20 protein-coding genes and 2 pseudogenes are annotated in these 22,789 nt (G+C 63.3%); 14 read left to right on the top strand and 8 right to left on the bottom strand.

Annotated elements, in window-relative coordinates:
- Nucleotides 1-6 precede the first annotated feature (6 nt).
- The 12 genes and pseudogenes from J2858_RS07140 (at nt 7) to J2858_RS07190 (ending at nt 12,286) form a co-directional block, all read left to right on the top strand.
- Nucleotides 7-336 carry an STAS domain-containing protein gene (locus J2858_RS07140; protein ID WP_210103997.1) on the top strand — a complete coding sequence of 110 codons (330 nt, stop codon included), beginning with the start codon at nt 7-9 and terminating at the stop codon, nt 334-336.
- Nucleotides 333-701, top strand: a complete 369-nt coding sequence (locus tag J2858_RS07145) for a response regulator (protein ID WP_210103998.1) — start codon at nt 333-335, stop codon at nt 699-701. The genes J2858_RS07140 and J2858_RS07145 overlap by 4 nt, the downstream gene beginning before the upstream one ends.
- Entirely contained in the window at nt 698-2,749 is a 2,052-nt protein-coding gene (locus J2858_RS07150; RefSeq protein WP_210103999.1) for a chemotaxis protein CheA, read from the top strand. Before J2858_RS07145 ends, J2858_RS07150 begins: the two co-directional genes overlap by 4 nt.
- The gene (locus J2858_RS07155; RefSeq protein ID WP_210104000.1) at nt 2,746-3,261 is read left to right on the top strand and encodes a chemotaxis protein CheW; all 516 of its coding nucleotides are present in this window, start codon (nt 2,746-2,748) and stop codon (nt 3,259-3,261) included. The genes J2858_RS07150 and J2858_RS07155 overlap by 4 nt, the downstream gene beginning before the upstream one ends.
- 21 nt (nt 3,262-3,282) lie before the next feature.
- Nucleotides 3,283-3,777 (top strand): annotated as a pseudogene (locus tag J2858_RS24345) (MCP four helix bundle domain-containing protein); the annotation flags it as partial.
- Nucleotides 3,778-3,783: 6 nt separating this feature from the next.
- Nucleotides 3,784-4,962 (top strand): annotated as a pseudogene (locus J2858_RS07160) (methyl-accepting chemotaxis protein); the annotation flags it as partial.
- An 89-nt stretch (nt 4,963-5,051) separates the two neighbouring features.
- Nucleotides 5,052-6,953 (top strand): methyl-accepting chemotaxis protein, encoded by a 1,902-nt coding sequence (locus J2858_RS07165; protein WP_210104002.1) that lies wholly within the window; start codon nt 5,052-5,054, stop codon nt 6,951-6,953.
- A 155-nt stretch (nt 6,954-7,108) separates the two neighbouring features.
- A complete protein-coding gene (locus J2858_RS07170) occupies nt 7,109-8,929 on the top strand; it encodes a methyl-accepting chemotaxis protein (RefSeq protein WP_210104003.1) in 1,821 nt (606 codons plus the stop codon).
- A 4-nt stretch (nt 8,930-8,933) separates the two neighbouring features.
- The gene (locus J2858_RS07175; protein ID WP_210104004.1) at nt 8,934-9,422 is read left to right on the top strand and encodes a chemotaxis protein CheW; all 489 of its coding nucleotides are present in this window, start codon (nt 8,934-8,936) and stop codon (nt 9,420-9,422) included.
- Nucleotides 9,423-9,435: 13 nt separating this feature from the next.
- Nucleotides 9,436-10,293 (top strand): CheR family methyltransferase, encoded by an 858-nt coding sequence (locus J2858_RS07180; protein ID WP_348635450.1) that lies wholly within the window; start codon nt 9,436-9,438, stop codon nt 10,291-10,293.
- 15 nt (nt 10,294-10,308) lie between these two features.
- Nucleotides 10,309-11,388: a protein-glutamate methylesterase/protein-glutamine glutaminase gene (locus J2858_RS07185; protein ID WP_210104169.1), complete on the top strand. Its 1,080-nt coding sequence runs from the start codon at nt 10,309-10,311 to the stop codon at nt 11,386-11,388.
- Nucleotides 11,389-11,590: 202 nt separating this feature from the next.
- Nucleotides 11,591-12,286 carry a ParA family protein gene (locus J2858_RS07190; protein ID WP_210104006.1) on the top strand — a complete coding sequence of 232 codons (696 nt, stop codon included), beginning with the start codon at nt 11,591-11,593 and terminating at the stop codon, nt 12,284-12,286.
- 81 nt (nt 12,287-12,367) lie between these two features.
- Here the strand turns inward: J2858_RS07190 and ccoS are convergent, their stop codons facing one another.
- From ccoS to ccoN, 8 genes are all read right to left on the bottom strand, one after another.
- On the bottom strand, nt 12,368-12,520 hold the full coding sequence (gene ccoS, locus J2858_RS07195) for a cbb3-type cytochrome oxidase assembly protein CcoS (RefSeq protein WP_210104007.1): 153 nt from the start codon (nt 12,518-12,520) through the stop codon (nt 12,368-12,370).
- Nucleotides 12,517-14,817 carry a heavy metal translocating P-type ATPase gene (locus J2858_RS07200; RefSeq protein WP_210104008.1) on the bottom strand — a complete coding sequence of 767 codons (2,301 nt, stop codon included), beginning with the start codon at nt 14,815-14,817 and terminating at the stop codon, nt 12,517-12,519. The genes ccoS and J2858_RS07200 overlap by 4 nt, the downstream gene beginning before the upstream one ends.
- Entirely contained in the window at nt 14,814-15,302 is a 489-nt protein-coding gene (locus J2858_RS07205) for a FixH family protein (protein WP_210104009.1), read from the bottom strand. The genes J2858_RS07200 and J2858_RS07205 overlap by 4 nt, the downstream gene beginning before the upstream one ends.
- Nucleotides 15,302-16,864, bottom strand: a complete 1,563-nt coding sequence (gene ccoG / locus J2858_RS07210) for a cytochrome c oxidase accessory protein CcoG (protein ID WP_210104010.1) — start codon at nt 16,862-16,864, stop codon at nt 15,302-15,304. The genes J2858_RS07205 and ccoG overlap by 1 nt, the downstream gene beginning before the upstream one ends.
- 176 nt (nt 16,865-17,040) lie before the next feature.
- Nucleotides 17,041-17,904, bottom strand: a complete 864-nt coding sequence (ccoP, locus tag J2858_RS07215; protein WP_210104011.1) for a cytochrome-c oxidase, cbb3-type subunit III — start codon at nt 17,902-17,904, stop codon at nt 17,041-17,043.
- Nucleotides 17,905-17,906: 2 nt separating this feature from the next.
- A complete protein-coding gene (locus J2858_RS07220) occupies nt 17,907-18,059 on the bottom strand; it encodes a cbb3-type cytochrome c oxidase subunit 3 (protein WP_210104012.1) in 153 nt (50 codons plus the stop codon).
- Between the two features lie 12 nt (nt 18,060-18,071).
- Nucleotides 18,072-18,803 carry a cytochrome-c oxidase, cbb3-type subunit II gene (gene ccoO / locus J2858_RS07225; protein ID WP_210104013.1) on the bottom strand — a complete coding sequence of 244 codons (732 nt, stop codon included), beginning with the start codon at nt 18,801-18,803 and terminating at the stop codon, nt 18,072-18,074.
- Between the two features lie 12 nt (nt 18,804-18,815).
- Nucleotides 18,816-20,447: a cytochrome-c oxidase, cbb3-type subunit I gene (ccoN, locus tag J2858_RS07230; RefSeq protein WP_210104014.1), complete on the bottom strand. Its 1,632-nt coding sequence runs from the start codon at nt 20,445-20,447 to the stop codon at nt 18,816-18,818.
- 290 nt (nt 20,448-20,737) lie between these two features.
- On the opposite strand from ccoN, the gene J2858_RS07235 reads away from it, so the two are divergent.
- Together J2858_RS07235 and J2858_RS07240 are read left to right on the top strand one after the other, a co-directional pair.
- Nucleotides 20,738-21,400, top strand: a complete 663-nt coding sequence (locus J2858_RS07235; protein ID WP_210104015.1) for a response regulator transcription factor — start codon at nt 20,738-20,740, stop codon at nt 21,398-21,400.
- Nucleotides 21,397-22,767: a sensor histidine kinase gene (locus tag J2858_RS07240; RefSeq protein ID WP_210104016.1), complete on the top strand. Its 1,371-nt coding sequence runs from the start codon at nt 21,397-21,399 to the stop codon at nt 22,765-22,767. The genes J2858_RS07235 and J2858_RS07240 overlap by 4 nt, the downstream gene beginning before the upstream one ends.
- The last annotated feature ends 22 nt before the right edge of the window (nt 22,768-22,789 follow it).

Consider the following 22,789-nt stretch of genomic DNA (forward strand, 5'->3'; position numbering starts at 1 on the left):
GCCTTGATGCTTTCCACCCCGTCTGCCTCCTTTACGATCACCCTTCCCGACACGCTGACGATCAGAAGCATCGCGTCCGTGCGGGACGATTTACTGCAAGCCATTCAAGACCAAGACACCGTCATCGTCCAGGTGCCGGCCGATGCGCAGGCAGATCTGAGCTTTCTGCAGCTGATCGAGTCGGCGCGCATCTATGCCGGCACTGCCGGCAAGCGGCTGGCCCTGGAAAGCCCCGTCGAGGGACGGCTCCTTTCGCTTTTGCAAAGGGCCGGATTTGCCGAGGACATGTCCGCGGACGATGCCGGTTTCTGGTTACATCAAGGGGAAATTCAATGACTGCCAGCATCCTCACCGTGGATGATTCCGCCAGTATCCGTCTTACCACGCGCGTGGCCCTCTCCAACGCCGGTTACCAGGTGACCGAAGCGGTGGACGGCAATGACGGCATCGCCAAGCTGAAGGGCGGACAATACGATCTGATCGTCACCGACCTCAACATGCCGGGCATGGACGGACTGACGATGATCCGCGAGCTGCGCAAGCTGCCGGCCCATATGGGCGTTCCCGTCATTTTCCTCACCACCGAATCCGATGCCGCCATCAAGCAGCAGGCCAAGGCCGCCGGCGCCACCGGCTGGCTGACCAAGCCTTTCGATCCGGAAAGCCTGGTAAAGATTGTCAGAAAGGTCCTTGGCCGATGAGTTTCCCAGATCCGATAGCCGTTTTCAGAACCGAGGCGGCCGAGCTGCTTGAGCAGATAGAGACCGGTCTACTGGATCTGAACCACGACCTGGCCGACAAGGAACAGGTGGACGCGGTGTTCCGCGGCCTGCACACGTTGAAGGGCTCCGGCGCCATGTTCGGCTTCGAGGCCCTTGCCGCGTTTACCCATCATTGCGAAACCGCCTTTGACCAGGTGCGCAAGGGCATCGTGCCGGCAACCCATGATCTGGTGACGGCCGTTCTCGGCGCCACCGACCACATGCGCGCGCTCATTGAAACGCCGAACGGCGATCACGAGGCGGCAAGCGAGGTCCTGCTGGCCGGTCTTCGCGCTGCCGTCGCCGCCGCTGCCGACCCCTCGCAGACGCCTGCGGCGGCCGCACCGGCAAAGCCGCAGGACGTAGGCTACCGCATCCGCTTCAGCCTTCCGGCCAATGCCATGGCCAATGGCACCAATCCGCTCGGCCTTCTCGACGAGCTTGCCGAACTCGGCACCTGCCGCATTCGCGCCGACAAATCCGACATCCCTTCCCTCGACCTCATCGTTGCAAGCGATCTGCATGTCCGCTGGGACGTGGAACTGCTGACCGACCAGCCCCGCTCGGCCATCGAGGACGTGTTCATCTTCGTGATGGATGAAATGCAGCTGGACATCGCGGCGCTCTCGCCAAACCCGGCTGCGGCGCCGGCGGCAGTGCCCGCGGTCGCGGCTCCCGTATCGTCCGCGACCCCCGCACCCGTTGTTGCAGCGCCCACGCCGGCACCGGCCCTCGCGTCTGCTCCGGCACCAGCACCGGCAACTGCACCGGTCCCGGCCGAAACGCGCCAGAACGAGACCAAGCAGGCCAAATCGGCTGAAAACGTCCGCGTGCCCGCCGAGCGCCTCGACGAGCTGATGGACCGCGTCGGTGAACTGGTGATTGCCCAGTCGCGCCTCAGCCAGCTGGCCAATTCCAGCGCCGACCTGCAGCTGCGCGCCGTCTCGGAAGATGTCGAGCGCCTGTCGGGCGAGTTGCGCGACACGATGATGGTGCTGCGCATGGTGCCGGTTGCGCATCTCTTCAGCCGCTTCCGCCGCCTCGTGCATGATCTCGCCATCGAAACCGGCAAGAAGATCGAACTGATCACCGAAGGCGAAACCACCGAAGTCGACAAGAGCGTGGTCGAACGCCTGGCCGATCCGCTGGTGCACCTGGTGCGCAATTCCTGCGACCACGGACTGGAGACGCCGGAAGAACGAATTGCCGCCGGCAAGCCGGCCGCCGGCCGCATCTATCTCACCGCCCGCCAGCAGGCCGGCGAGGTGATCATCACCATCCGCGACGACGGGCGCGGCATCAACCGCGAACGCGTGCGCGCCAAGGCGGAAGCCTCCGGCCTCATTGCTTCCAACGCCACCCTCAGCGACCAGGAGCTTTTGCAGCTGATCTTCCAGCCGGGTTTCTCGACCGCCCAGCAGGTGACGAACCTGTCGGGCCGCGGCGTCGGCATGGACGTGGTGAAACGCACGATCGACGCGCTGCGCGGCACGATCAATGTCGCCAGCCAGAACGGCGAAGGCTCCAACATCTCGCTCGCTATCCCGCTCACGCTTGCCATCATCGACGGTCTTCTGGTGCGCGTCGGCAATGGCCGCTACGTCATTCCGCTCTCGGCCGTGGAAGAGTGCCTGGAACTGTCGCTCGATGAGGACATGCGCTCGCGCGGTCGCTCCTTCATCTCGCTGCGCGATAGCCTGGTTCCCTTCATCCGCCTGCGTGATCTCTTCCGCACCGGGACCAAGCCGGACCCCTTCCAGAAAGTCGTCGTCATTTCCACCGGCGCCGAGCGGGTGGGCCTCGTCGTCGACCAGATCATCGGCGACCACCAGACCGTCATCAAGGGCATGTCGAAGCTGCACCATGACGTGGCGACCTTCTCGGGCGCCACGATCCTTGGCGACGGTGGCGTCGCCCTTATTCTCGACGTCGGCCATCTGGTCGCCGCAGGCCAGCAACAGGAGGCGCAGTTGCGCGCTGCAGGATGAGCCAAGCACAGAGAAACTTAGCCGAGGACCTTTGGAACGGCCGCGAAGAGGTGGAGGTCCTGACCTTCGACATCGCCGGCGAAATGTTCGCGCTTGAGGCCGTCAAGGTTCAGGAAATCCTCGATCTCCTGCCGGAAACCACCGTGCCCGGCGCAAAACCCTTCGTCGGCAGCGTCATCAATTTTCGCGGCAAGGTCATTCCGCTCGCCGATATCCGGCTGGCCTTCGGCATGGAGGCCACCAAGCCGACAATCGACAGCCGCATCATCGTGATCGAGCTGGATATCGATGACGAACCGACGCTGACCGGTATCCGCACCGACAAGGTCAACGAGGTCACGACCCTGATGAAGGCGGCTGGCGAGCCACCGCCGAGCGTCGGCATGCGCTGGCGGCCGGATTTCATCGACTGCCTGGTGCGGCGCGGCGGCGAATTCATCATCATTCCCAACCTGCACACCATTTTTTCGGCACAGCAAGAGCGAATGCCCAACCAACCGCTGCAAGCCTAGGCCGGCACAGGAGATTTCATCATGCGCGCTTCCATCAAGTTAAAGCTCACCGTGGCCTTCGGCTTCGTCATCCTTCTTCTGCTGGCAGTCGCCGGCCTCGGCGTCTACAGCCTCGGAAGCCTCAACGATGAGCTGGAAAATGTGGTGGAAGGCCCGGCTGCCCGGCTGAAGCTTGCACAGGACCTCAGCAATCTTCAGCTGGAACAGATCCGCCAGCAGAAGAACATGCTCTTGGCCACCAATGCATCGGCCGCGCGCGACTATACCAGCAAGCTTGACCAGGCACGCGCCGAATTCGATCGCGAATTCAATGAGGTTCAGGCCAAGGCCACTCAGGAGGGCCGGGCGATCTGGAGCAAGCTGCAGGGCCTCACCGCCGATTACCGCCGCCAGGACGACCAGATCCGCAGCCTGCTGATGGGCGGCGACCAGCCGGCCGCCCTCAAGATCTCCACGACGGAAAATCGCGCCACCGCCGGCGAGATCGACAAGGTCCTCGAGGACGTGGTGACGCTGGAAACCAAGCGCCTGCATGACTCCAAGCAGGGCGCCTATGAAGATTATCTCCAGACCCGCATGATCATGCTGTCGGTTGCCGGCTTTGCCCTTCTGGTGGCCGTTGGCGCAGCGCTCTGGATCGCCGTGTCGATCAACCGCGGCCTGCGCAACGCAACGAACGCCGTGCAGAGTGTTGCGGAAGGCGATCTGACCAAGCTTGTCACCATCACCACAAGGGACGAAATCGGTGACCTGCTCGGCTATGTCAACACCATGATCGAGCGCCTGCGCGGCGTCGTCGGCGATGCGCTTTCGGCCTCCGACAACGTCTCGTCGGGCAGCCAGGAACTGTCGGCCAGCTCCGAGCAGCTGTCGCAGGGTGCGACGGAACAGGCATCAGCCGCTGAAGAAGCCTCCGCTTCGATGGAACAGATGGCCGCCAACATCAAGCAGAACGCCGATAATGCCGCCCAGACGGAAAAGATCGCCCGCCAGTCCTCGCGCGATGCCGAAGCCTCCGGCCAGGCAGTCTCCCGCGCCGTCGGCGCCATGCGCACGATTGCCGAAAAGATCTCCATCGTGCAGGAAATCGCCCGCCAGACCGACCTTCTGGCATTGAATGCCGCCGTTGAAGCGGCCCGCGCCGGTGAACACGGCAAGGGCTTTGCCGTCGTTGCCTCGGAAGTGCGAAAGCTTGCCGAGCGCAGCCAGGCGGCCGCCGCCGAAATCTCCGCCCTCTCGGGCGATACGGTCCAGGTAGCCACCGATGCCGGCGAGATGCTGAGCCGGCTGGTGCCCGACATCCAGAAGACGGCAGAACTGATTTCCGAAATCTCGGCGGCCTGCCGCGAGCAGGATATCGGGGCCTCGCAGATCAACGAGGCGATCCAGCAGCTCGACAAGGTCACCCAGCAGAATGCCGGGGCCTCCGAACAGATGTCGGCAACATCCGAAGAGCTTGCCGCCCAGGCCGAGGAACTGCAGGCCTCCATCGCCTTCTTCCGCGTGGAAAACGGCCACAAGGCCGCCGCCCGCCCGGCGGCCCCGCAGCGGGCTACCCCCACCCATCGCGCTCAACCACAGCAGAAGCGCCAGAGCCAGCAATCGGTTGCGGCCCAGCAGGCCCGCGTGAAGGGCTTTGCGCTGGATATGTCGATGGGTGGCCCGGACGACGACGACCACGATTTTCGCCAGAGCGCCTGAGGGCGCTCTGGCAAAGAGGACTACCGCCGAAACCTCCGGATGTTGCCCGGGAATTTGAGCGGCCACAGACTTCATGAGGAAACGCTGTCATGCGGATGACCATCAAGACCAAGCTCACGGCTGCATTTGCCCTCCTGTTGTCGCTGATGGCGGCCATGGGTGCCTATGGACTCTATGCTATCGATGATGCCGGCGAGACCCTCCATCATACACTGGCCGGCCCCGTGGCGCGTCAGGCCAATGCCATGACCATGGTCAGCCTGCAGCTGAAGCTCGGCCGGGCCCAGCTGGAACTGATCGAGGCGCAAAGCGCCGAGGACGCAGCCCAGCTGATACGCACGGCCGACGACTTGCGCGAGCAGCTTGTAAAATCGGCCGAATGGGCCGTGGATGCCGCAGAAACGGAGGCCGGCAAGAAGGCCTATGCCGATATCATCCTCCTCCTGCGCGATGGCGCGCGCATCGACGAGCAGATCCGGGCGCTGGTCAGGGCCGGCGATTCGGCAGGCGCCCTCAAGCTCGCCAAGGGCCCCAATGACGCCCTGATGGACAAGGTCGAGGCTCTGATCGACGGACGCCTTGCCAACAATCGCAGCCAGATGCAGGAGGCGGAAGCCCATGCGGTTGAAACGCGCGCCACGACCCAGATCGTGGTCGGCATTGCCCTTGCCGTCGCCTTGCTCTCCGGCCTCATTTGCGCCGTCCTCATCCTGCGCGGTATCGGCCGCGGCCTGCGGTCCCTGCAGGAGGCAACGAGTGCTGTTGCCCTGGGCGACCTCGACCAGGAGATCCGGGTTTCCGGCAATGACGAAATCAAGGACGTGGTCGACACGGTCAACCGCATGGCAGCCAATCTGCGCCAGACGGCAGGGGTTGCCAGCCGCGTGGCGCTCGGCGACATCAAGGTGTCGGTCACGCCGCTCTCCGACAAGGACACGCTTGGCCATGCCATGCAGGACATGGTGGCCTATCTCAGCGTGACGGCAAACCTGGCCGAGAGCATTTCCGCCGGTGACCTGACGGTCGAAGCCCGTCGTCAGTCCAAGGACGACGTTCTCGGCACGGCGCTGGAATCCATGGTTCAGCGTCTGCGTGGCGTCGTCGGCGACGCATTGTCGGCGTCCGACAATGTCTCGTCGGGCAGCCAGGAGCTTTCGGCGGGTGCCGAGCAGCTGTCTCAGGGCTCGACCGAACAGGCGGCAGCCGCCGAACAGGCCTCCGCCTCGATGGAGGAGATGGCCGCCAACATCAAGCAGAACGCCGATAACGCCGCCCAGACGGAAAAGATCGCCCGGCAGTCCTCGCGCGATGCCGAAGCCTCCGGCCAGGCGGTCTCCCGCGCCGTCGGCGCCATGCGCACGATCGCCGAAAAGATCTCCATCGTCCAGGAAATCGCGCGCCAGACCGACCTTCTGGCATTGAATGCCGCCGTTGAAGCCGCCCGCGCCGGTGAACACGGCAAGGGCTTTGCCGTGGTTGCCTCGGAAGTGAGAAAGCTTGCCGAACGCAGCCAGGCGGCAGCCGCCGAAATCTCCTCGCTCTCCGGCAGCACCGTCCAGGTGGCAACCGATGCCGGCGAAATGCTGAACCGGCTGGTGCCCGATATCCAGAAAACCGCGGAACTCGTGTCTGAAATCTCGGCGGCCTGCCGCGAGCAGGATATCGGCGCCTCGCAGATCAACGAGGCGATCCAGCAGCTCGACAAGGTCATCCAGCAGAATGCCGGCGCGTCTGAGGAAATGTCCTCCACGTCGGAGGAACTGGCGGCACAGGCCGAGGAACTGCAGGCCTCCATCGCCTTCTTCCGCGTCGATCGGGCCCCGACCGCGCACCGGACGGCGGCAGCACCGGCACCCCGGACAGCGGGCAAGGCCGCAGCGGTGAAACGGCAGACAGTTTCGGCCCAGCTTTCACGCGCAAAAGGCTTTGTCCTCGACATGTCGGGCGGCGGGCCGGACGAGGAAGACCAGGATTTCAGGCAGATGGCTTAACCGTTGCTTTCACAATTCCGGCTAAACTGAGCAAATTCAAGCGGCCCGATGCAGGGGCCGCATCATACCGGTCAACCGGTGCGCACAAGGGTGAATGTCATCGTTCCTGGTGCGGAAAGTTGAAGTAAAATCTCTCTTTCCTGTGGGACATAACCATGCGTTTCACCATCAAGCTCAAGCTGGCCTTGGCCTTTGGCTTTCTGATCCTGCTCTCCAGTGCGACGGTGATTGTCGCCATCATCAATCTCGGCAATCTGAATTCCGCCATCAGCGGCATCGTACAGGGGCCGGCAGCGAATCTGCGGATCTCCTCGGACCTGTCGACGGCGATCCTGAACGCGATCCGGGACGAAAAGAACGCGATCATCAATACTGATCCCAAGCAGATCGATACGTTCGTCACACAGATCCGGACCAACCTGCAGAAGGCGGATGTGGCCCTGCAGAAGCTGGCGCAAAGCCACAATCCGGCGGTTATCGAGAAGGTCGCTCAGATGAACCGGCAGCTGCCGGCTTGGAAGCAGATTGATGAGCAGGTCATCAAGCTTGCGACCGAGAACACGGACGAAAGCAACCGCAAGGCGGGCGAGATTTCCATGGGAGACGGTCGCAAGGCCTTCAATGAGGTTCTGATCTCGTTGAACGCGGTCAACGAAGCGATCGCTGCCGATCTTCGCACGACGGATGAAGCGACCAACGAGCAGTACACCACCTCGCGCAATCTCCTGATCACCGGCCTTGCCGTGATGTTTGTTCTGTCCGCCGCCGTCGCCCTCTGGATCGCGCTTGGCATCAACAGCGGCCTGAAGAAGATCAAGGCTGTTGCGGATGCCGTTGCCATCGGCGATCTCAACCAGAACATCGAGATCAAGACCAATGACGAAATCCGCGACGTCGTGGACAGCGTCCGGGTGATGACCGGCAACCTGCGCAATACCGCAGACATTGCCGACCAGATTTCGAACGGCAACCTGACGGTATCGCCCAAGCCGCTGTCGGACAAGGATACGCTCGGCAAGTCGCTGGAAAGTATGGTTGCGCGTCTGCGCGGCGTCGTGGGTGATGCGCTGGCCGCTGGCGACAATGTCTCGTCGGGTAGCCAGGAACTGTCGGCAAGCTCCGAGCAGCTGTCGCAGGGGGCCACCGAACAGGCGTCTGCGGCGGAAGAAGCCTCTGCCGCCATGGAACAGATGGCCGCCAACATCAAGCAGAACGCCGATAACGCCGCCCAGACGGAAAAGATCGCCCGCCAGTCCTCGCGCGATGCCGAAGCCTCCGGCCAGGCAGTGTCGCGTGCTGTCGGCGCCATGCGCACGATTGCCGAAAAGATCTCCATCGTCCAGGAAATCGCCCGCCAGACCGACCTTCTGGCGCTGAATGCCGCCGTTGAAGCGGCCCGCGCCGGCGAGCATGGCAAGGGCTTTGCCGTCGTTGCCTCGGAAGTGAGAAAGCTTGCCGAGCGCAGCCAGGCGGCCGCCGCCGAAATCTCCGCCCTCTCGGGCGATACGGTCCAGGTGGCAACCGATGCCGGCGAGATGCTGAGCCGGCTGGTTCCCGACATCCAGAAGACCGCCGAACTGATTTCCGAAATCTCGGCCGCCTGCCGCGAGCAGGATATCGGGGCCTCGCAGATCAACGAGGCGATCCAGCAGCTCGACAAGGTCACCCAGCAGAATGCCGGCGCCTCCGAGCAGATGTCGGCGACATCCGAAGAGCTTGCCGCCCAGGCGGAAGAACTGCAGGCCTCCATCGCCTTCTTCCGCGTGGACCAGACCAATGCCGGCCGCAACGCACAGCAGCGCGGCCCGGCAAGATCCGCCAAGCCGGCGCCGTCTGTTGCCAAGGCAAGGCCGGTGCAGCGCCCGGCCGCCAGCCAGTCGGTTGCCGCCCAGCAGGCCCGCGCCAAGGGCTTTGCACTGGACATGTCGATGGGTGGTCCTGACGACGACGATGCCGATTTCAGGGAGAGCGCGTGACATCATGACGATACAGTCGGAAGCCCAGTTCGTAACTTTCAGCCTCGGCGAGGAAATCTTCGCCGTGCCGGTCGAAGTGGTCCGGGAGATCCTGGACCACGAGGAACCGTTCAAGATTCCCCACGGCCCCGATTATCTTCTGGGGCTGCGGGATGTGCGCGGACAGGGCGTTCCGGTGATCGATCTGCGCCTGAGGCTCGGCCTCAGCCGCACGGAAAAGACGCCGCATACCCGCATCCTGGTGCTCGATGTGCCCGTCGGCAACAAGGTGCTGGTGCTCGGCCTCGTCGCAGACCGGGTCTACGAGGTCGTGCCCTTCCTGCGCGAGCAGATCGAGGCCGCGCCGGATATCGGCATTCGCTGGCGCTCCGAATATATTTCGGGCGTCGTGCGGCGCAATGGCGGCTTTGTCGTCATCATCGATCTTGCCCGCCTGTTTTCAGACGAGAGCCACGCGCTTGCCGGGGTGTCCTCCACCCTGCAGGTGGCGTGAGCAGGAGACCAGAGTGGCCGCAGCCCCGGAACTTGCCCGCCAGTCGCTCGACGACCGCCTGAGCACGCGGAACTTCGAACAACTAGCCAAATACATCTACGATTACAGCGGCATCAAGATGCCTGTGACCAAGGTGACAATGCTGGAGGGACGCCTGCGCCGCAGGCTTCGCGTGACCGGCATTGCGACGTTCGATGACTATTGCGATTACCTGTTCAATCAGAACGGCCTCGAAAGAGAACAGGTCTACCTGATCGATGCGGTGACCACAAACAAGACGGACTTCTTCCGCGAGCCCAAGCACTTCGATTACCTTGCCGGCACCGTCGTTCCGGAACTTGTCCAGGAAGGTGTACCGTTGATCAGGGCATGGAGTTCCGCCTGCTCGACCGGCGCCGAGCCTTATACCATGGCCATGGTGCTGGCCGATTGCCTGGCCCAGAAGCCCGGCATCGACTTCCGCATCATTGCCACCGACCTGTCGACCGAAGTGCTGCACACGGCGCGTCGGGCGATCTATACGGAAGAAACCGTTGCCCCCGTCTCCAGGGAGGCACGGCGCAAATACGTCATGCAGTCTGTCGACCCCAAGCGGGGCGAAGTCCGCATCACCCCCCAGCTTCGCCAGCGCGTCGGCTTCGGCCGGCTGAACCTGATGGACGACGCCTACGCGATCAAGGACATGCAGCACGTGATCTTCTGCCGTAACGTTCTGATATACTTCGATAAACCGACACAGCAGCATGTCTTGAGCCGGCTATGCGACTGCCTATTGCCGGGCGGCTACCTGTTCATCGGTCATTCGGAGACAGCAACCGGCTTCAGCCTGCCGATCAAGCAGGTGGCCAATACAGTCTTCAAACGGGTGTGAGCCATGGGCACCGAGATTGCCAAGAAGATCCGCGTCCTGATTGTCGATGATTCCGCCAGTATCCGGCAGACGCTCACCATGGTCCTGTCGGAAGATCCCGAAATCGAGGTCATAGGCACGGCGACAGACCCGTTTGCTGCAGCCCGCCGTATCCGCGACGATGTGCCGGACGTCATCACGCTCGATGTGGAAATGCCGCAGATGGACGGCATCACCTTCCTGCGCAAGCTGATGTCGCAGCACCCGATCCCGGTCGTCATGTGTTCCTCGCTGACGGAAGCCGGCTCCGAAACGCTGATGCAGGCGCTGGAAGCCGGCGCCATCGACATCATCCAGAAACCGAAGATCGGTGCGGCGGACCATCTTGCCGAAAGTGCCGAGCGCATCCGCACGGCCGTCAAGGCCGCCGCCAAGGCGCGGCTCGGCAAGCTGCGTCGGTTCAGGAGTCCCGAACCGGTGGCGCAGAAATTGACGGCAGATGCCGTCCTGCCGCCGCCGAAGGTGGGGGCCATGGCCAAGACCACCGAAATGGTGGTGTGCATCGGTGCCTCCACCGGCGGCACCGAGGCCTTGCGCGAATTGTTGGAAGCGCTTCCGGCAAACGCCCCCGGCATCATCATCGTGCAGCACATGCCGGAGAAATTTACCGCAGCCTTTGCCAAGCGGCTGAACAGCCTGTGCGAGGTCGAGGTGAAGGAAGCCGAAGACGGGGACCCGGTTCTGCGCGGCCATGTGCTGATTGCCCCGGGCGACAAGCATATGCTGCTCGAGCGGCGCGGTGCCCGCTATCATGTGTCCGTCCGCGCCGGCCCCCTGGTGAGCCGCCACCGCCCCTCCGTCGATGTTCTGTTTCGCTCGGCCGCACGCGCGGCCGGCAGCAATGCGGTCGGTGTCATCATGACCGGCATGGGCGATGACGGCGCGCGCGGCATGCTGGAAATGCACGAGGGCGGCGCCTTCACGCTGGCGCAGGACGAAGCAAGCTCGGTGGTGTTCGGCATGCCGAAGGAAGCGATCGCCCGCGGCGGCGTCGACCGTATCGTGCCGCTCGACCAGATCGCCCGCGAAATCCTGGCCGCCGACAAGCGCCACTGAAGAGAGCGTCCCCGCACTCGCAATGATGACGGCGGGGCCTTCGAAGGCCCCGTCTGCACGCCTGCGAAGCGCTCCGGCGCTATCTCCTGCATCCGCGCCTTTTCGCTTTTTTAACCATGCTGCGGGATAGTGCGAGGGCACCATGACGCGCGTGCCTTTGCGAGCAATGCCGGCTCACGAACCTTTTTCCTGAGGATCGACGATGCCCGTCATTACCTTTGCAAACACCAAGGGCGGAGCCGGCAAGACCACGGCCGTGCTGCTGCTGGCCTCAGAACTTGCCCATGCCGGCCATCGCGTCACCGTTCTCGACGCCGATCCGCAATACTGGATGTCGCGCTGGTTCGATGCCTCCCCGCCCATTCCCCGCCTGTCCGTCATCTCCTATGTGACGCAAGCCTCGATCGACCGCCATCTGGCTGAGGCGCAGGCGGCAAGCGATTACGTGCTGGTCGATCTTCCAGGGGCGCGCAGCCCGCTTCTGGCAAAGGCCATCGGCCTTTCCGATCACGTGCTGATCCCCATCCAGGGCTGCGCCATGGACGCGCAGGGCGGCGCCCATGTCCTGGAACTCCTTCAGTATCTGGGTGAAAAGCTCGGCATGCACGTGCCCCATTCGGTGGTGCTGACCCGCGTCAATTCCATGGTGACGACGCGGGCGCTTCTGGCGGTCAAGGGCCTTCTTGCACAGCGCAATGTCGATGTGCTGAACACCCCGATCATCGAGCGCTCCGCCTATCGCGACATCTTCGACTGCGGCGGAACACTGCATACGATGGATGGCGAGCGCATCAGCAATCTCGACAAGGCCCGCGAGAACGCAAGGCTCTACGCCGAGGAAATCGTGCGGCGCGTGCCGGGGGCACAGGTTGGCGCGGCGCGCATGGCGGCCCGATAATCCTTTCATGACATCAGGCCGCCGGCTCTCAAACGGGCGGCGGCAATTCTTTGCCTCGACAGGGGTAATACAGCCGCTGTTTTATCCGCGCGGCTGGTCCTCATCCTCCAGTACGCGCCAGGCAGCGCCGTCCAGATCGTCATACTGGCCGTTGCGCAGCGACCACAGGAAAGCCCCGAGGCCAAGGCCGCCGAGCAGCAGGGCAACCGGGATCAGATAGATCAGCATGTTCATGCGGGCGAGACCTTTGCGGTGAGCGCCGCGGGGCGCCGCCGGTCCGGCTCGGGAAGCGACACCTTTGCCTGCCGCGCCGCATGGTTCAGCCGCAGGGAATTGGCGACTACGATCAGCGAGGATGTCGACATGGCAATCGCGGCAATCAGCGGCGTGGCATAGCCGGCGATTGCGATCGGCACGGCGATGATATTGTAGCCGATGGCGAGGGCGAAATTCTCGCGGATCAGCCGGCCGGCCTTGGCAGAAATGCGGATTGCCATCGGCACCGCCTCAAGTGTGTCATGCATGAAGACGAAGTCCGCCGCCTGCCGGCCGATATCGGCGGCCGTTGCCGGCGCCATAGAGACGTGGGCGGCGCTGAGCGCCGGCGCATCGTTGATGCCGTCGCCCACCATCAGCACCCGCCGTCCGTCCCCCTGCAGGGCGGCAATCGCCTGTGTCTTGCCGCCGGGCGACAGTTCAGCCTCGAAGGCATCGATACCGAGCCGTGCGGCCATGGCGGCAACAACGGGGCGGCGGTCGCCCGAAAGCACCTGCGTTTCGAACCCTCCCTGCTGCAGCGTGGCAATCGCCGCCTCGGCATCGGGGCGCGGCCGGTCTTCAGCCAGGAAGCGTGCGATTTCCAGCCCGTCGAGCGACAGGACCACTTCGGAACCGCCATCGCTCGTGCTTACCGTTCCCGAGCAGGCAAAGGCGCGGCTGCCGAGGCGATATCGCCCTTCGGGCCGGTCGCAGGAAAGCCCCTCGCCTGCCAGTTCCGTCACCGTGCCGAGGATGGGCACCGGCCCGGCAAAGGCATTGTAGATGGCCTGCGACAGCGGGTGGCGGGAGCGCGATGCCATGGCTGCCGCCATCGCGATATTGGTCGGCGTGCCCACCGTGTCAATGAGTTGCGGACGCCCGAGCGTCAGCGTTCCGGTCTTGTCGAAGACCACCGTATCGATCTCGGCGAGCCTCTCCATGGCCGATCCGTCCTTGACCATGACGCCGTTCTGGAAGAGCCGCCCGGCCGCCACCACCTGCACGACCGGCACGGCAAGGCCGAGCGCGCAGGGGCAGGTGATGATCAGGACAGCAATGGCAATCAGCATGGCCTGTTTCCAGTCGCCGCCGAAGAGGCCCCAGCCGAGAAAGGTGAGGAAGGCCAGAAGATGCACCGCCGGCGAGTAGATCTGGGCGGCCCGGTCCGCGATGCGGCGATACTGCGCCCGCCCGCCTTCGGCCGCTTCCATCAGCGCGATGATTTCCGACAGAAAGGACTGACGCGCCGTCGCCGTTGCCTGAAGCAGCAGCGAACCGGTGAGGCTGACGGTGCCGGCCTGCACGGCCGCGCCCGGGCCCACGGCAACCGGCGCGCTTTCGCCGCTCACGATCGATAGGTCGAGGTCGCTTTCTCCCTCGATGACCAGCCCATCCACCGGCACGCGGTCGCCGGCGGCAATGGCGATATGATCCCCCGGCATGACCTCCTCGACCGGACGATATTCCCGGCTGCCGTCGGCCGCCACCACCATGGCGCCGCGCGGAGAAATGCGGGCAAGGCCGGTAATGGCCGAGCGCGCCCGGTCGCGCATGATATGATCGAGCGTGCGCCCGATCAGCAGGAAGAAGAGGAGCGAGACAGTTGCATCGAACCAGGCATGCTCGCCGTGATGAAGGGTTTCCCAGAGCGAGACCGCATAGGATAGCGTAATCGCAAGCGCGATCGGCACATCCATGTTGGTGTGCCCGCGTTTCAGCGCCGCATAGGCCGACCGGTAGAAGAAGCGGCCGCCATAGACGAGCGCGGGGGCGGCGATCATCGCCGAGATCCAGTGAAAGAGATCGCGCGTCGATGCTTCAGCCCCCGACCAGACGGAGACCGACAGCAGCATGATATTGGCAGCGGCAAAGCCGGTGACGGCAACGCCGCGAATGAGCTGCGCCTTCATCACATCGCCCGCCTCTTCCGCGGCCGACAGCAGATGCGCATCATAGCCGGTCGCCCGCTTGATGGCTCGCACCAGATCGACCGGATCCATCGCCGTCTCGTCCTGCGGCACCTGCCAGACGATGGACACACGGCGGGTCGACAGATTGACGCGAGCCTTGGAGACGGGAGAGAGCGCCATCAGAGCCTGCTCGACGGCGCTGATGCAGGTGCCGCAGTGCACGCCGGGCACGCTGAGGTCGAGCTGGTAGAGGCCGTCGCCGAGATCGCGGCTTGCCAGCATCAGTTCCTCGGCCGATGGCAGCGCAAGCGTTGCCCCCGCCATGTCCAGCGAGCCTTCCGTTCCCGGTGCGCAGCAGCTCATTTTACCTCTCCGATCACCGCGATGCGCTTGTTGTGGTGGAGGATGCGCTGGCCGTTGCGCATGGCGCTGGTATCGACGATCCAGTGGCCGGTGGCCACCTCGTGCGCCGCCTCATAGGTGCCGTTGCCGACATCCGACAGGGTGACCGAAAAATCCTGGTGGTCGCCCACGGGCCGCTTGAAAGTGGCCGTGACCGTATCGATCGGCACCGGCTTCTGGTCCGGGCCGGTAATCACATAGCGGATCACGCCCTTTTCCACCGAGAGCGTGCCTGTCACGCCGCTTGCGCCCAGAGCCTTGGCTTCGGCCACCTTGGAATTGAACTGCTGACTGGCGACATAGGTATTTTCCACCACCAGCCCGCTCCAGGAATGCACGGCCTGATAGGCCATATAGAAATTGACCGAGATGATCGTGCCGAAGAACAGGCAGACGACGCCCATCATATGCCATCCGGTAAAGACGAAACTCTTGGTATGGGTCATCACTTGGCTCCCGGAGTATTGAAATTGGCGCGGTAGACATCTTTTTCATGGCTGGCGCGGTCTTCGGCGATGAAGCTGAAGCCTTCGCGGGCATCGCCCACGGCTCCCTTCGGCAGCGTCACGAAGACCTTCAGCGTGGTCGCCTTGTCCGGCTCCACCGGAATGGCAAAGACGCGGTCGGAGGTGTCGGTGAGCGTCGGGATCTTCATCTCGGCACCGGCAAGCCCCATCATTGACAACAGCACCGTGCGCCGTTCGGGGATCATGTTGAGAAGCCGGATCGTATAGCCGTTGCGGATGGATCCGTCCGATTCCAGCACATATTGCGGATTGCGGTCATGCAGCACATTGATCTCCAGCCGGTCGCGGCTGAGGAGAGCAATGATGAGGCCGATCCCGACGGCGGTCCAGACGCCCATGTAAAGCAGCGTGCGCGGCCGCAGGATGATGCGCCAGTTGAAATGGCGCACGCGGTCGCTGAACATGCCGTCGGGTTTGCGCACCCGGGCGGGCTGGATGGCGGTCTGCCCATTGTCTGTCGCAAGCGCCATGTTCGACTGGTACTCGTTGAGCGTCGCATAGCCGATCAGGCCGCGCGGGCGCTCCAGCTTGTCCATGACGCTGTCGCAGGCGTCGATGCAGAGCGCACAGGTGATGCATTCCATCTGCTGGCCGTCGCGAATGTCGATGCCCATGGGACAGACCGCGACGCAGGCATTGCAATCGACGCAATCGCCGACGGCTTCATTGGCGGCCGCCACTTTTTTCTGGTGCTTGCCGCGCGGTTCGCCCCGCCAGTCATTATAGGTGACGACCAGCGAATTGTCGTCCAGCATGGCGCCCTGGATGCGCGGCCAGGGGCACATGTAGATGCACACCTGCTCGCGCATCAGCCCGCCCAGCACATAGGTGGTGGCGGTGAGAAAGGCGACGGTCGAATAGGCAACGAAAGCCGCCTGGCCCGTCAGGAAATCGAAGGCAAGGGAGGGCGCATCGGCAAAGTAGAAGATCCAGGCGCCGCCGGTTGCCACCGCGATCATCAGCCAGATCGCATGCTTTGTCACCCGCTTGACGATCTTGTCGGCTGTCCAGGGACCGGCATCGAGCTTCATGCGAGCATTGCGGTCGCCCTCGATGAAGCGCTCGACCACCAGGAACAGATCGACCCAGACGGTCTGTGGACAGGTATAGCCGCACCAGGCCCGCCCCACGGCGGAGGTGACGAGAAACAGGCCGAAGCCCGCCATGACCAGAAGGCCTGCGACGAAGAAGAATTCCTGCGGCCAGATCTCGATGAAGAAGACATAGAAGCGCCGGTTGGCGAGATCCACCAGCACCGCCTGGTCAGGCGCAAACGGGCCACGGTCAAAGCGGATCCAGGGCGTCAGATAGTAGATGCCGAGCGTGATCAGCATGACCAGCCATTTGAACCGGCGAAAACGCCCCTCCGCCCGCTTGGGAAAAATTTTCTTGCGCGCGGCATAGAGCGGCTCGTTGGGTACCGACGGCGGCTTTCCGCCGCTCTGTTCGGCCTTCGGGTCTTTGGCGGTATAAAGGTTCATGGGGGCTGATCCACTTCTCATCGGCGCCGTTTTCCCATCGATCCGCCCGGCGATCCTTGACTTGGGTCAAGTTCCAGATGGGCGCGCGCCGATGTCGCAGCGTCTGGCTCCCGAAACGAAAAAGGCCGCGCCCGAAGAGCGCGGCTTCAAAGGTACTGCAGAAGGGGGCGGCGAAATTATTCGCCGCCGCCCAGCGCATGGATGTAGACGGCCAGTTCCTTGACGGTGGTATCGCCGAGGCGGGTCTGCCAGGCCGGCATCACACCGTGCTTGGGCTGGCGCACCTGGCCGGCGATCTGCTCCTCGCCCTTCACCTTCAGCCAGATGGCATCGGCAAGGTTCGGCGCACCGAACTCGCGGTTGCCCTTGGCGTCTTCGCCATGGCAGGAGGCACAGTTGTCGGCAAACAGCGCCTTGCCTGGTTCCACCATTGCCGGATCATGCGGCGTTCCGGTGAGGCTGACGACATAGGCGGCGACCTGGCGGATTTCGATCGGCTTCAGGATATCGGCAAAGGCCGGCATTTCGGACACGCGGGTTTCCGCATCGTCCGCATAGCGAATGCCATGGGCGATGGTCTGGTGGATGTCCTCGATCTTGCCGCCCCACAGCCAGTCGTCGTCGTTGAGGTTCGGATAACCGGCACCGCCGGTCGCGCCCGAGCCGTGGCACTGCACGCAATTGACCTTGAAGGCGGCAGCGCCGGCCGCCGTTGCAAACTGGGCCATCTGCGGATCGGCGAGGATTTCCGGCAGCGACGAGGTCGAGATCTTCTCGACGATCGCCCCTTGCGCGGTCTTGGCGCCCGCCAGTTCGGCCGACAGCTCGGCGCGGCTGGAATAGCCAAGCACGCCCCGGGTCGCGCCCGTCAAAAGCGGCACGGCCGGATAGACCACCATATAGCCGATCGCCCAGGCGATACAGGCATAGAAGGTCCACAGCCACCAGCGCGGCAGCGGGTTGTTCAGTTCGCGGATGCCGTCCCACTCATGGCCGGTGGTTTCGACGCCGCTGATGTCATCAATATGTTTGTCCGCCATGATCAATCCTCCTTCAGAGGGATTTTTGCCGCTTCATCGGCGAGGCTCTTGGCGCCGGGACGAAGGGTCAGGAACACGGCGCCGAGGAAGAACAGGGTCATGGCGAGCAGACCCCAGCTATCGGCGAAGTGGCGCATTGCGGTATAGACTTCCATTTTCCCATCTCCTCAGCGGTAACCGGTGGCGTCGTCATAGGTGGAGAAATCGACCAGCGTGCCGAGCATCTGGAGATAGGCAACGAGTGCGTCCATCTCGGTGAGCTTGGTCGGATCGCCGTCGAAATCGCCGACCTTGGCCTTCGGATAGCGTGACAGAAGACCGGCCGTATCGGCGTTCGGATCGGCCTGGGCGGCAAGGTCCGCCTTGGCATTATCGAGCATGTCATCCGTATAGGGCACACCGACGGTACGGTTGGCCTTCAGCTCCATGGTGACATCGGTGATCTTGAGCGGCGTTTCCTTGAGGAAGGCATAGCTCGGCATCACCGATTCCGGCACCACGTCGCGGGGACGCGTGAGATGCTGCACGTGCCACTGGTTGGAATAGCGGTCGCCGACGCGGGCCAGATCCGGCCCGGTGCGCTTGGAGCCCCACTGGAACGGATGGTCATACATGGATTCCGCCGCCAGGCTGTAATGCCCGTAGCGTTCCACTTCGTCGCGGAACGGACGGATCATCTGGCTGTGGCAGACATAGCAGCCCTCGCGAATGTAGATGTCGCGTCCGGCCAGTTCGAGCGGCGAATAGGGCCGCATACCTTCCACCTTCTCGATGGTGTTTTCGAGATAGAAGAGCGGCGCGATTTCCACGATGCCGCCGATGGACACGACCAGCAGGGACCCCACCAGGAGCAGCGTGGCGTTACGCTCGATAAATTGATGTTTGTCGAGAATGGACATGGGTTGCGCTCCTTATTCGGCCGGCTGCAGGCCGGACGGTACGCCGCCCGGCAGGGTTTCGCGCCGCTCGTAACCGAGGATGGTCATGGTGATGTTGTAGGCCATGATCAGTGCGCCGCTGAGGTACATGATCCCGCCCACGGACCGCAGCACGTAATAGGGGAACATGGCGGCAACGGCTTCGGCGAACGAATAGACGAGGAAGCCCTGGTCATCGTACTCGCGCCACATCAGGCCCTGCTGGACGCCGGCCACCCACATGACGGCGGCGTAGACGACGATGCCGAGGGTGGCGAGCCAGAAGTGCCAGTTGACCATGGCAAGGCTGTAGAGGCGGTTGCGGTGCCACAGTTTCGGAACAAGGAAGTAGACCGCACCGAAAGAGATCATACCTACCCAGCCGAGCGCGCCCGAATGCACGTGACCAATGGTCCATTCCGTGTAGTGGCTGAGCGAATTGACCGCCTTGATCGACATCATCGGGCCTTCGAAGGTCGACATGCCGTAGAAGGCAATGGCAATCACCATCATGCGGATGATCGGATCGGTGCGGATCTTGTCCCAGGCGCCGGACAGCGTCATCAGGCCGTTGATCATGCCGCCCCAGGAGGGCATCCACAGCATGATGGAAAACACCATGCCAAGCGTCTGCGCCCAGTCGGGCAGCGCGGTATAATGCAGGTGGTGGGGGCCGGCCCAGATATACATGAAGATCAGCGCCCAGAAGTGGATGATCGACAGCCGGTAGGAATAGACCGGGCGACCGGCCTGCTTGGGCACGAAATAATACATCATGCCGAGGAAGCCCGCCGTCAGGAAGAAGCCGACGGCGTTATGGCCGTACCACCACTGCGTCAGCGCATCCTGCACGCCGGAGAAGACCGAATAGCTCTTCACGCCGAGGAAGGAGACGGGAACCGCCAGGTTGTTGACGATATGCAGCATGGCAATCGTCACGATGAAGGCGAGATAGAACCAGTTGGCCACATAGATATGCGGCTCCTTGCGCATCAGGATCGTGCCGAGGAAGGCGACGAGATAGGCGACCCATACGACGGTCAGCCAGATGTCGACATACCATTCCGGCTCGGCATATTCGCGGCCCTGCGTGATGCCGAGCAGATAGCCGGTGGCGGCCATGACGATGAACAGCTGGTAGCCCCAGAACACGAACCAGCCGAGCCCGTCACCGCCGAACAGCCGCACCCGCGAGGTGCGCTGCACGACATAGAGCGACGTACAGATCAGCGCATTGCCGCCGAAGGCAAAGATGACGGCCGAGGTGTGCAGCGGCCGCAGCCGGCCGAAATTGAACCAGGGGCCGAAGTTGAGATCCGGAAAGGCCAGCTGCAGCGCCACGACGACGCCGACGAGGAAGCCGACAACGCCCCAGAAGACGGTGGCGATGGTGCCATACTTGACCACCTCGTCGAAATAGACCGGCGCATCGCCGGACCTTGCCGGTGCGGGCACGGCAGCCGGGGCAAAGCGCACCCGGCGCAGAAGTACCACCGTGAAGATGGCAAGGGTAAAGAAAAGCACCCACATATGGGCTGAAAACAGATCATCGTGGGCAAAACCTGCACCGAGCAGCGCCAGGAAGGCGCCCACGGTCAGCGCCACGATCGGTACGCTATTGTTCATCTTGAACATCCCCCAGAGGCGAACAATGGAAGAGGGGTGTCATCGATGTGCCGACAAACCCCGCCTGATGGGGAGAGTTCTCATTTTCGTGAAGACAAGACCTTGATCTGAATCAACAAACGCTGTGGCAGGACCGCGCATGGCACACCGCCCATTCCTCCGTCCCTTGCAACGCCTTGCGCCTTGCCCCGCCCGCACCGCCATTGCGAAGACGTCCACTCGCACATTGGATAAATTCTGCCACAATGGCGTGGGCAAAGATTGCCAAACCACCTCCCGGAGATGAGCCCTTGCGCCTCCTGCTTGTCGAAGACGACCGCATTCTCGGATCGTCGCTGAAAAAGGCGTTCGAGAAGCATGCCTATGGCGTCGACTGGTTCCGCGACGCCGAAACCGCGCTCGAGGCGCTGCGCGACAGCACCTATGGCTCCGTCATTCTCGACGTCAACCTGCCGAAGGCGAGCGGCTTCGACGTGGTGCGTGCCCTGCGCACCCGCGGCGACGACGTGCCGATCCTGATGCTGACGGCGCTCGACAGCGTGCGCGACCGGGTGACGGGACTGGACGAAGGAGCCGACGATTACCTGATCAAGCCTTTCGATCTCGATGAACTGCTGGCGCGCCTGCGCGCGCTTATCCGCCGCCGTCAGGGCCGCAGCGAAACGGTGATCCGCTGCGGCGAGGTGGAGCTTGATCCCTCCGCCATGGTGGCGCGCTGCCGCGGCGTGCCGCTTCACATGGCGGCCAAGGAGTTTCACCTGCTGCGCCTCCTGATGGAACGGGCCGGGCGCTACGTGACCAAAAGCGATATCGAATACGCGCTCTACGACACGGATGTCTCCGTCGAAAGCAACACGATCGAGGTGACCATCTATACGCTGCGCAAGAAGCTGGGTCCCGATTTCATCCGCTCGATCCGCGGTGTCGGCTACATGGTCGAGCGCCAACCGTGACGCTCAGCCAACGCCTGTTCTTCCGCATCCTGCCGACGCTGATGGTGACCATCGCCGTCATAGGGTTCCTCGCCTATCGCAGCGCCACCCGCGAGATCGACAACATCTACGATGCCCAGCTGATCAACGATGCCAATGTGCTGTGGTCGGTGATGAAACGTCCTCTCCTGCGCGAGCGCCGCAGCAGACCGACGGTGCAGGTGCCGGATATCGACTTCAACATGGACAATCAGCTGGCGCTGAACCAGGATGCCGACGATTACGCCGACGCCCATTCCTTCCGCGCCTGGAAGGACGATGCACTGGCGATTGCCAGCAGCAATGCCTTTCCGGCCAAGGTGCAGCGGATGAAGGCCGGCTTTTCCGATGTCACCTACCAGGGTGAGCTCTGGCGGGTCTATTCGCTGCCCATTCCCGATACGACCATCACCATGGAAGTGGCCGAAAACATCGACCTGCGCGAGGGGCTTGTCGAAAACATCGTTTTGAACCTGGCCTTTCCGCTGCTGGTGCTGGTGCCGGTCATCGCCATCATCATCTGGCTTGCCATCTATAACGGCATTGCCAGGATCCGGGAGCTGGTGTCGGAGATCCGCGCCCGCACCCCCGACGACCTGTCGATGATCGAGACGCGCGATCTTCCGCGCGACCTTGCCCCGGTTGTCCATTCCCTGAACAACCTCTTGCGCAAGCTTGGCCAGTCGCTGACGATGGAGCGCCGATTTTCCGACCTTGCCGCCCATCAGCTGCGCACACCGCAGGCCGGCATCAAGCTTCTGCTGCAGATGTTTGCGCGGGCCGACACCGAAGAAGAGCGCACGGCGCTTCTGAAGGATCTCGTCATCAGTAACGAGAGGGCCATGCACATGACCGAGCAGCTGCTGCGGCTTGCCCGCGTCGGCCATCAGGCGGTGCGGCTCGAACCCCTTCCGCTTCATGACGTGGCGGCCGCAGCCATTGCCGATTTTGGCGTGATCATCAACAATCGCAATCTCGATGTCTCGCTGAGCGGGCCGGCGGAGGCGTCGGTGCGTGGCGACCGGGCACTCCTGCGGATCATGATCGACAACCTGCTCGACAATGCGATCAAATATTCTCCGGACGGTGGCCGCATCGCGCTTTCGCTGGAGAGACGCGAAGGGGGCTGGCGGCTTTCCCTCATGGACAGCGGCCCCGGCATTGCCCCGGACCAGCGCCAGGCCGCCTTCCAGCGCTTCAACCGGCTCGGCGAAAGTGCCGCAGAAGGGGCCGGCCTGGGCCTTGCGATCGTGGCCGACATCGCCCAGCGGCTGGAGATCGCCATTGCGCTTTCGGCGGCCGACTGGGGGCCAGGCCTGCGCATCGATCTCGATATCCCCGCGGCCTGAGCGGCCCCCGGGAGGCCGAATC

Source organism: Neorhizobium galegae (genome assembly GCF_017877135.1).
GTDB classification, from domain to species: domain Bacteria; phylum Pseudomonadota; class Alphaproteobacteria; order Rhizobiales; family Rhizobiaceae; genus Neorhizobium; species Neorhizobium galegae_A.

What these genes read in the sequence shown, in the direction of transcription:
- J2858_RS07140 (WP_210103997.1), top strand. Translation starts at nt 7, where the DNA reads ATGCTTTCCACCCCGTCTGCCTCCTTTACGATCACCCTTCCCGACACG.
- J2858_RS07145 (WP_210103998.1), top strand. Translation starts at nt 333, where the DNA reads ATGACTGCCAGCATCCTCACCGTGGATGATTCCGCCAGTATCCGTCTT.
- J2858_RS07150 (WP_210103999.1), top strand. Translation starts at nt 698, where the DNA reads ATGAGTTTCCCAGATCCGATAGCCGTTTTCAGAACCGAGGCGGCCGAG.
- J2858_RS07155 (WP_210104000.1), top strand. Translation starts at nt 2,746, where the DNA reads ATGAGCCAAGCACAGAGAAACTTAGCCGAGGACCTTTGGAACGGCCGC.
- J2858_RS07165 (WP_210104002.1), top strand. Translation starts at nt 5,052, where the DNA reads ATGCGGATGACCATCAAGACCAAGCTCACGGCTGCATTTGCCCTCCTG.
- J2858_RS07170 (WP_210104003.1), top strand. Translation starts at nt 7,109, where the DNA reads ATGCGTTTCACCATCAAGCTCAAGCTGGCCTTGGCCTTTGGCTTTCTG.
- J2858_RS07175 (WP_210104004.1), top strand. Translation starts at nt 8,934, where the DNA reads ATGACGATACAGTCGGAAGCCCAGTTCGTAACTTTCAGCCTCGGCGAG.
- J2858_RS07190 (WP_210104006.1), top strand. Translation starts at nt 11,591, where the DNA reads ATGCCCGTCATTACCTTTGCAAACACCAAGGGCGGAGCCGGCAAGACC.
- ccoS (WP_210104007.1), bottom strand. Translation starts at nt 12,520, where the DNA reads ATGAACATGCTGATCTATCTGATCCCGGTTGCCCTGCTGCTCGGCGGC.
- J2858_RS07200 (WP_210104008.1), bottom strand. Translation starts at nt 14,817, where the DNA reads ATGAGCTGCTGCGCACCGGGAACGGAAGGCTCGCTGGACATGGCGGGG.
- J2858_RS07205 (WP_210104009.1), bottom strand. Translation starts at nt 15,302, where the DNA reads ATGACCCATACCAAGAGTTTCGTCTTTACCGGATGGCATATGATGGGC.
- ccoG (WP_210104010.1), bottom strand. Translation starts at nt 16,864, where the DNA reads ATGAACCTTTATACCGCCAAAGACCCGAAGGCCGAACAGAGCGGCGGA.
- ccoP (WP_210104011.1), bottom strand. Translation starts at nt 17,904, where the DNA reads ATGGCGGACAAACATATTGATGACATCAGCGGCGTCGAAACCACCGGC.
- J2858_RS07220 (WP_210104012.1), bottom strand. Translation starts at nt 18,059, where the DNA reads ATGGAAGTCTATACCGCAATGCGCCACTTCGCCGATAGCTGGGGTCTG.
- ccoO (WP_210104013.1), bottom strand. Translation starts at nt 18,803, where the DNA reads ATGTCCATTCTCGACAAACATCAATTTATCGAGCGTAACGCCACGCTG.
- ccoN (WP_210104014.1), bottom strand. Translation starts at nt 20,447, where the DNA reads ATGAACAATAGCGTACCGATCGTGGCGCTGACCGTGGGCGCCTTCCTG.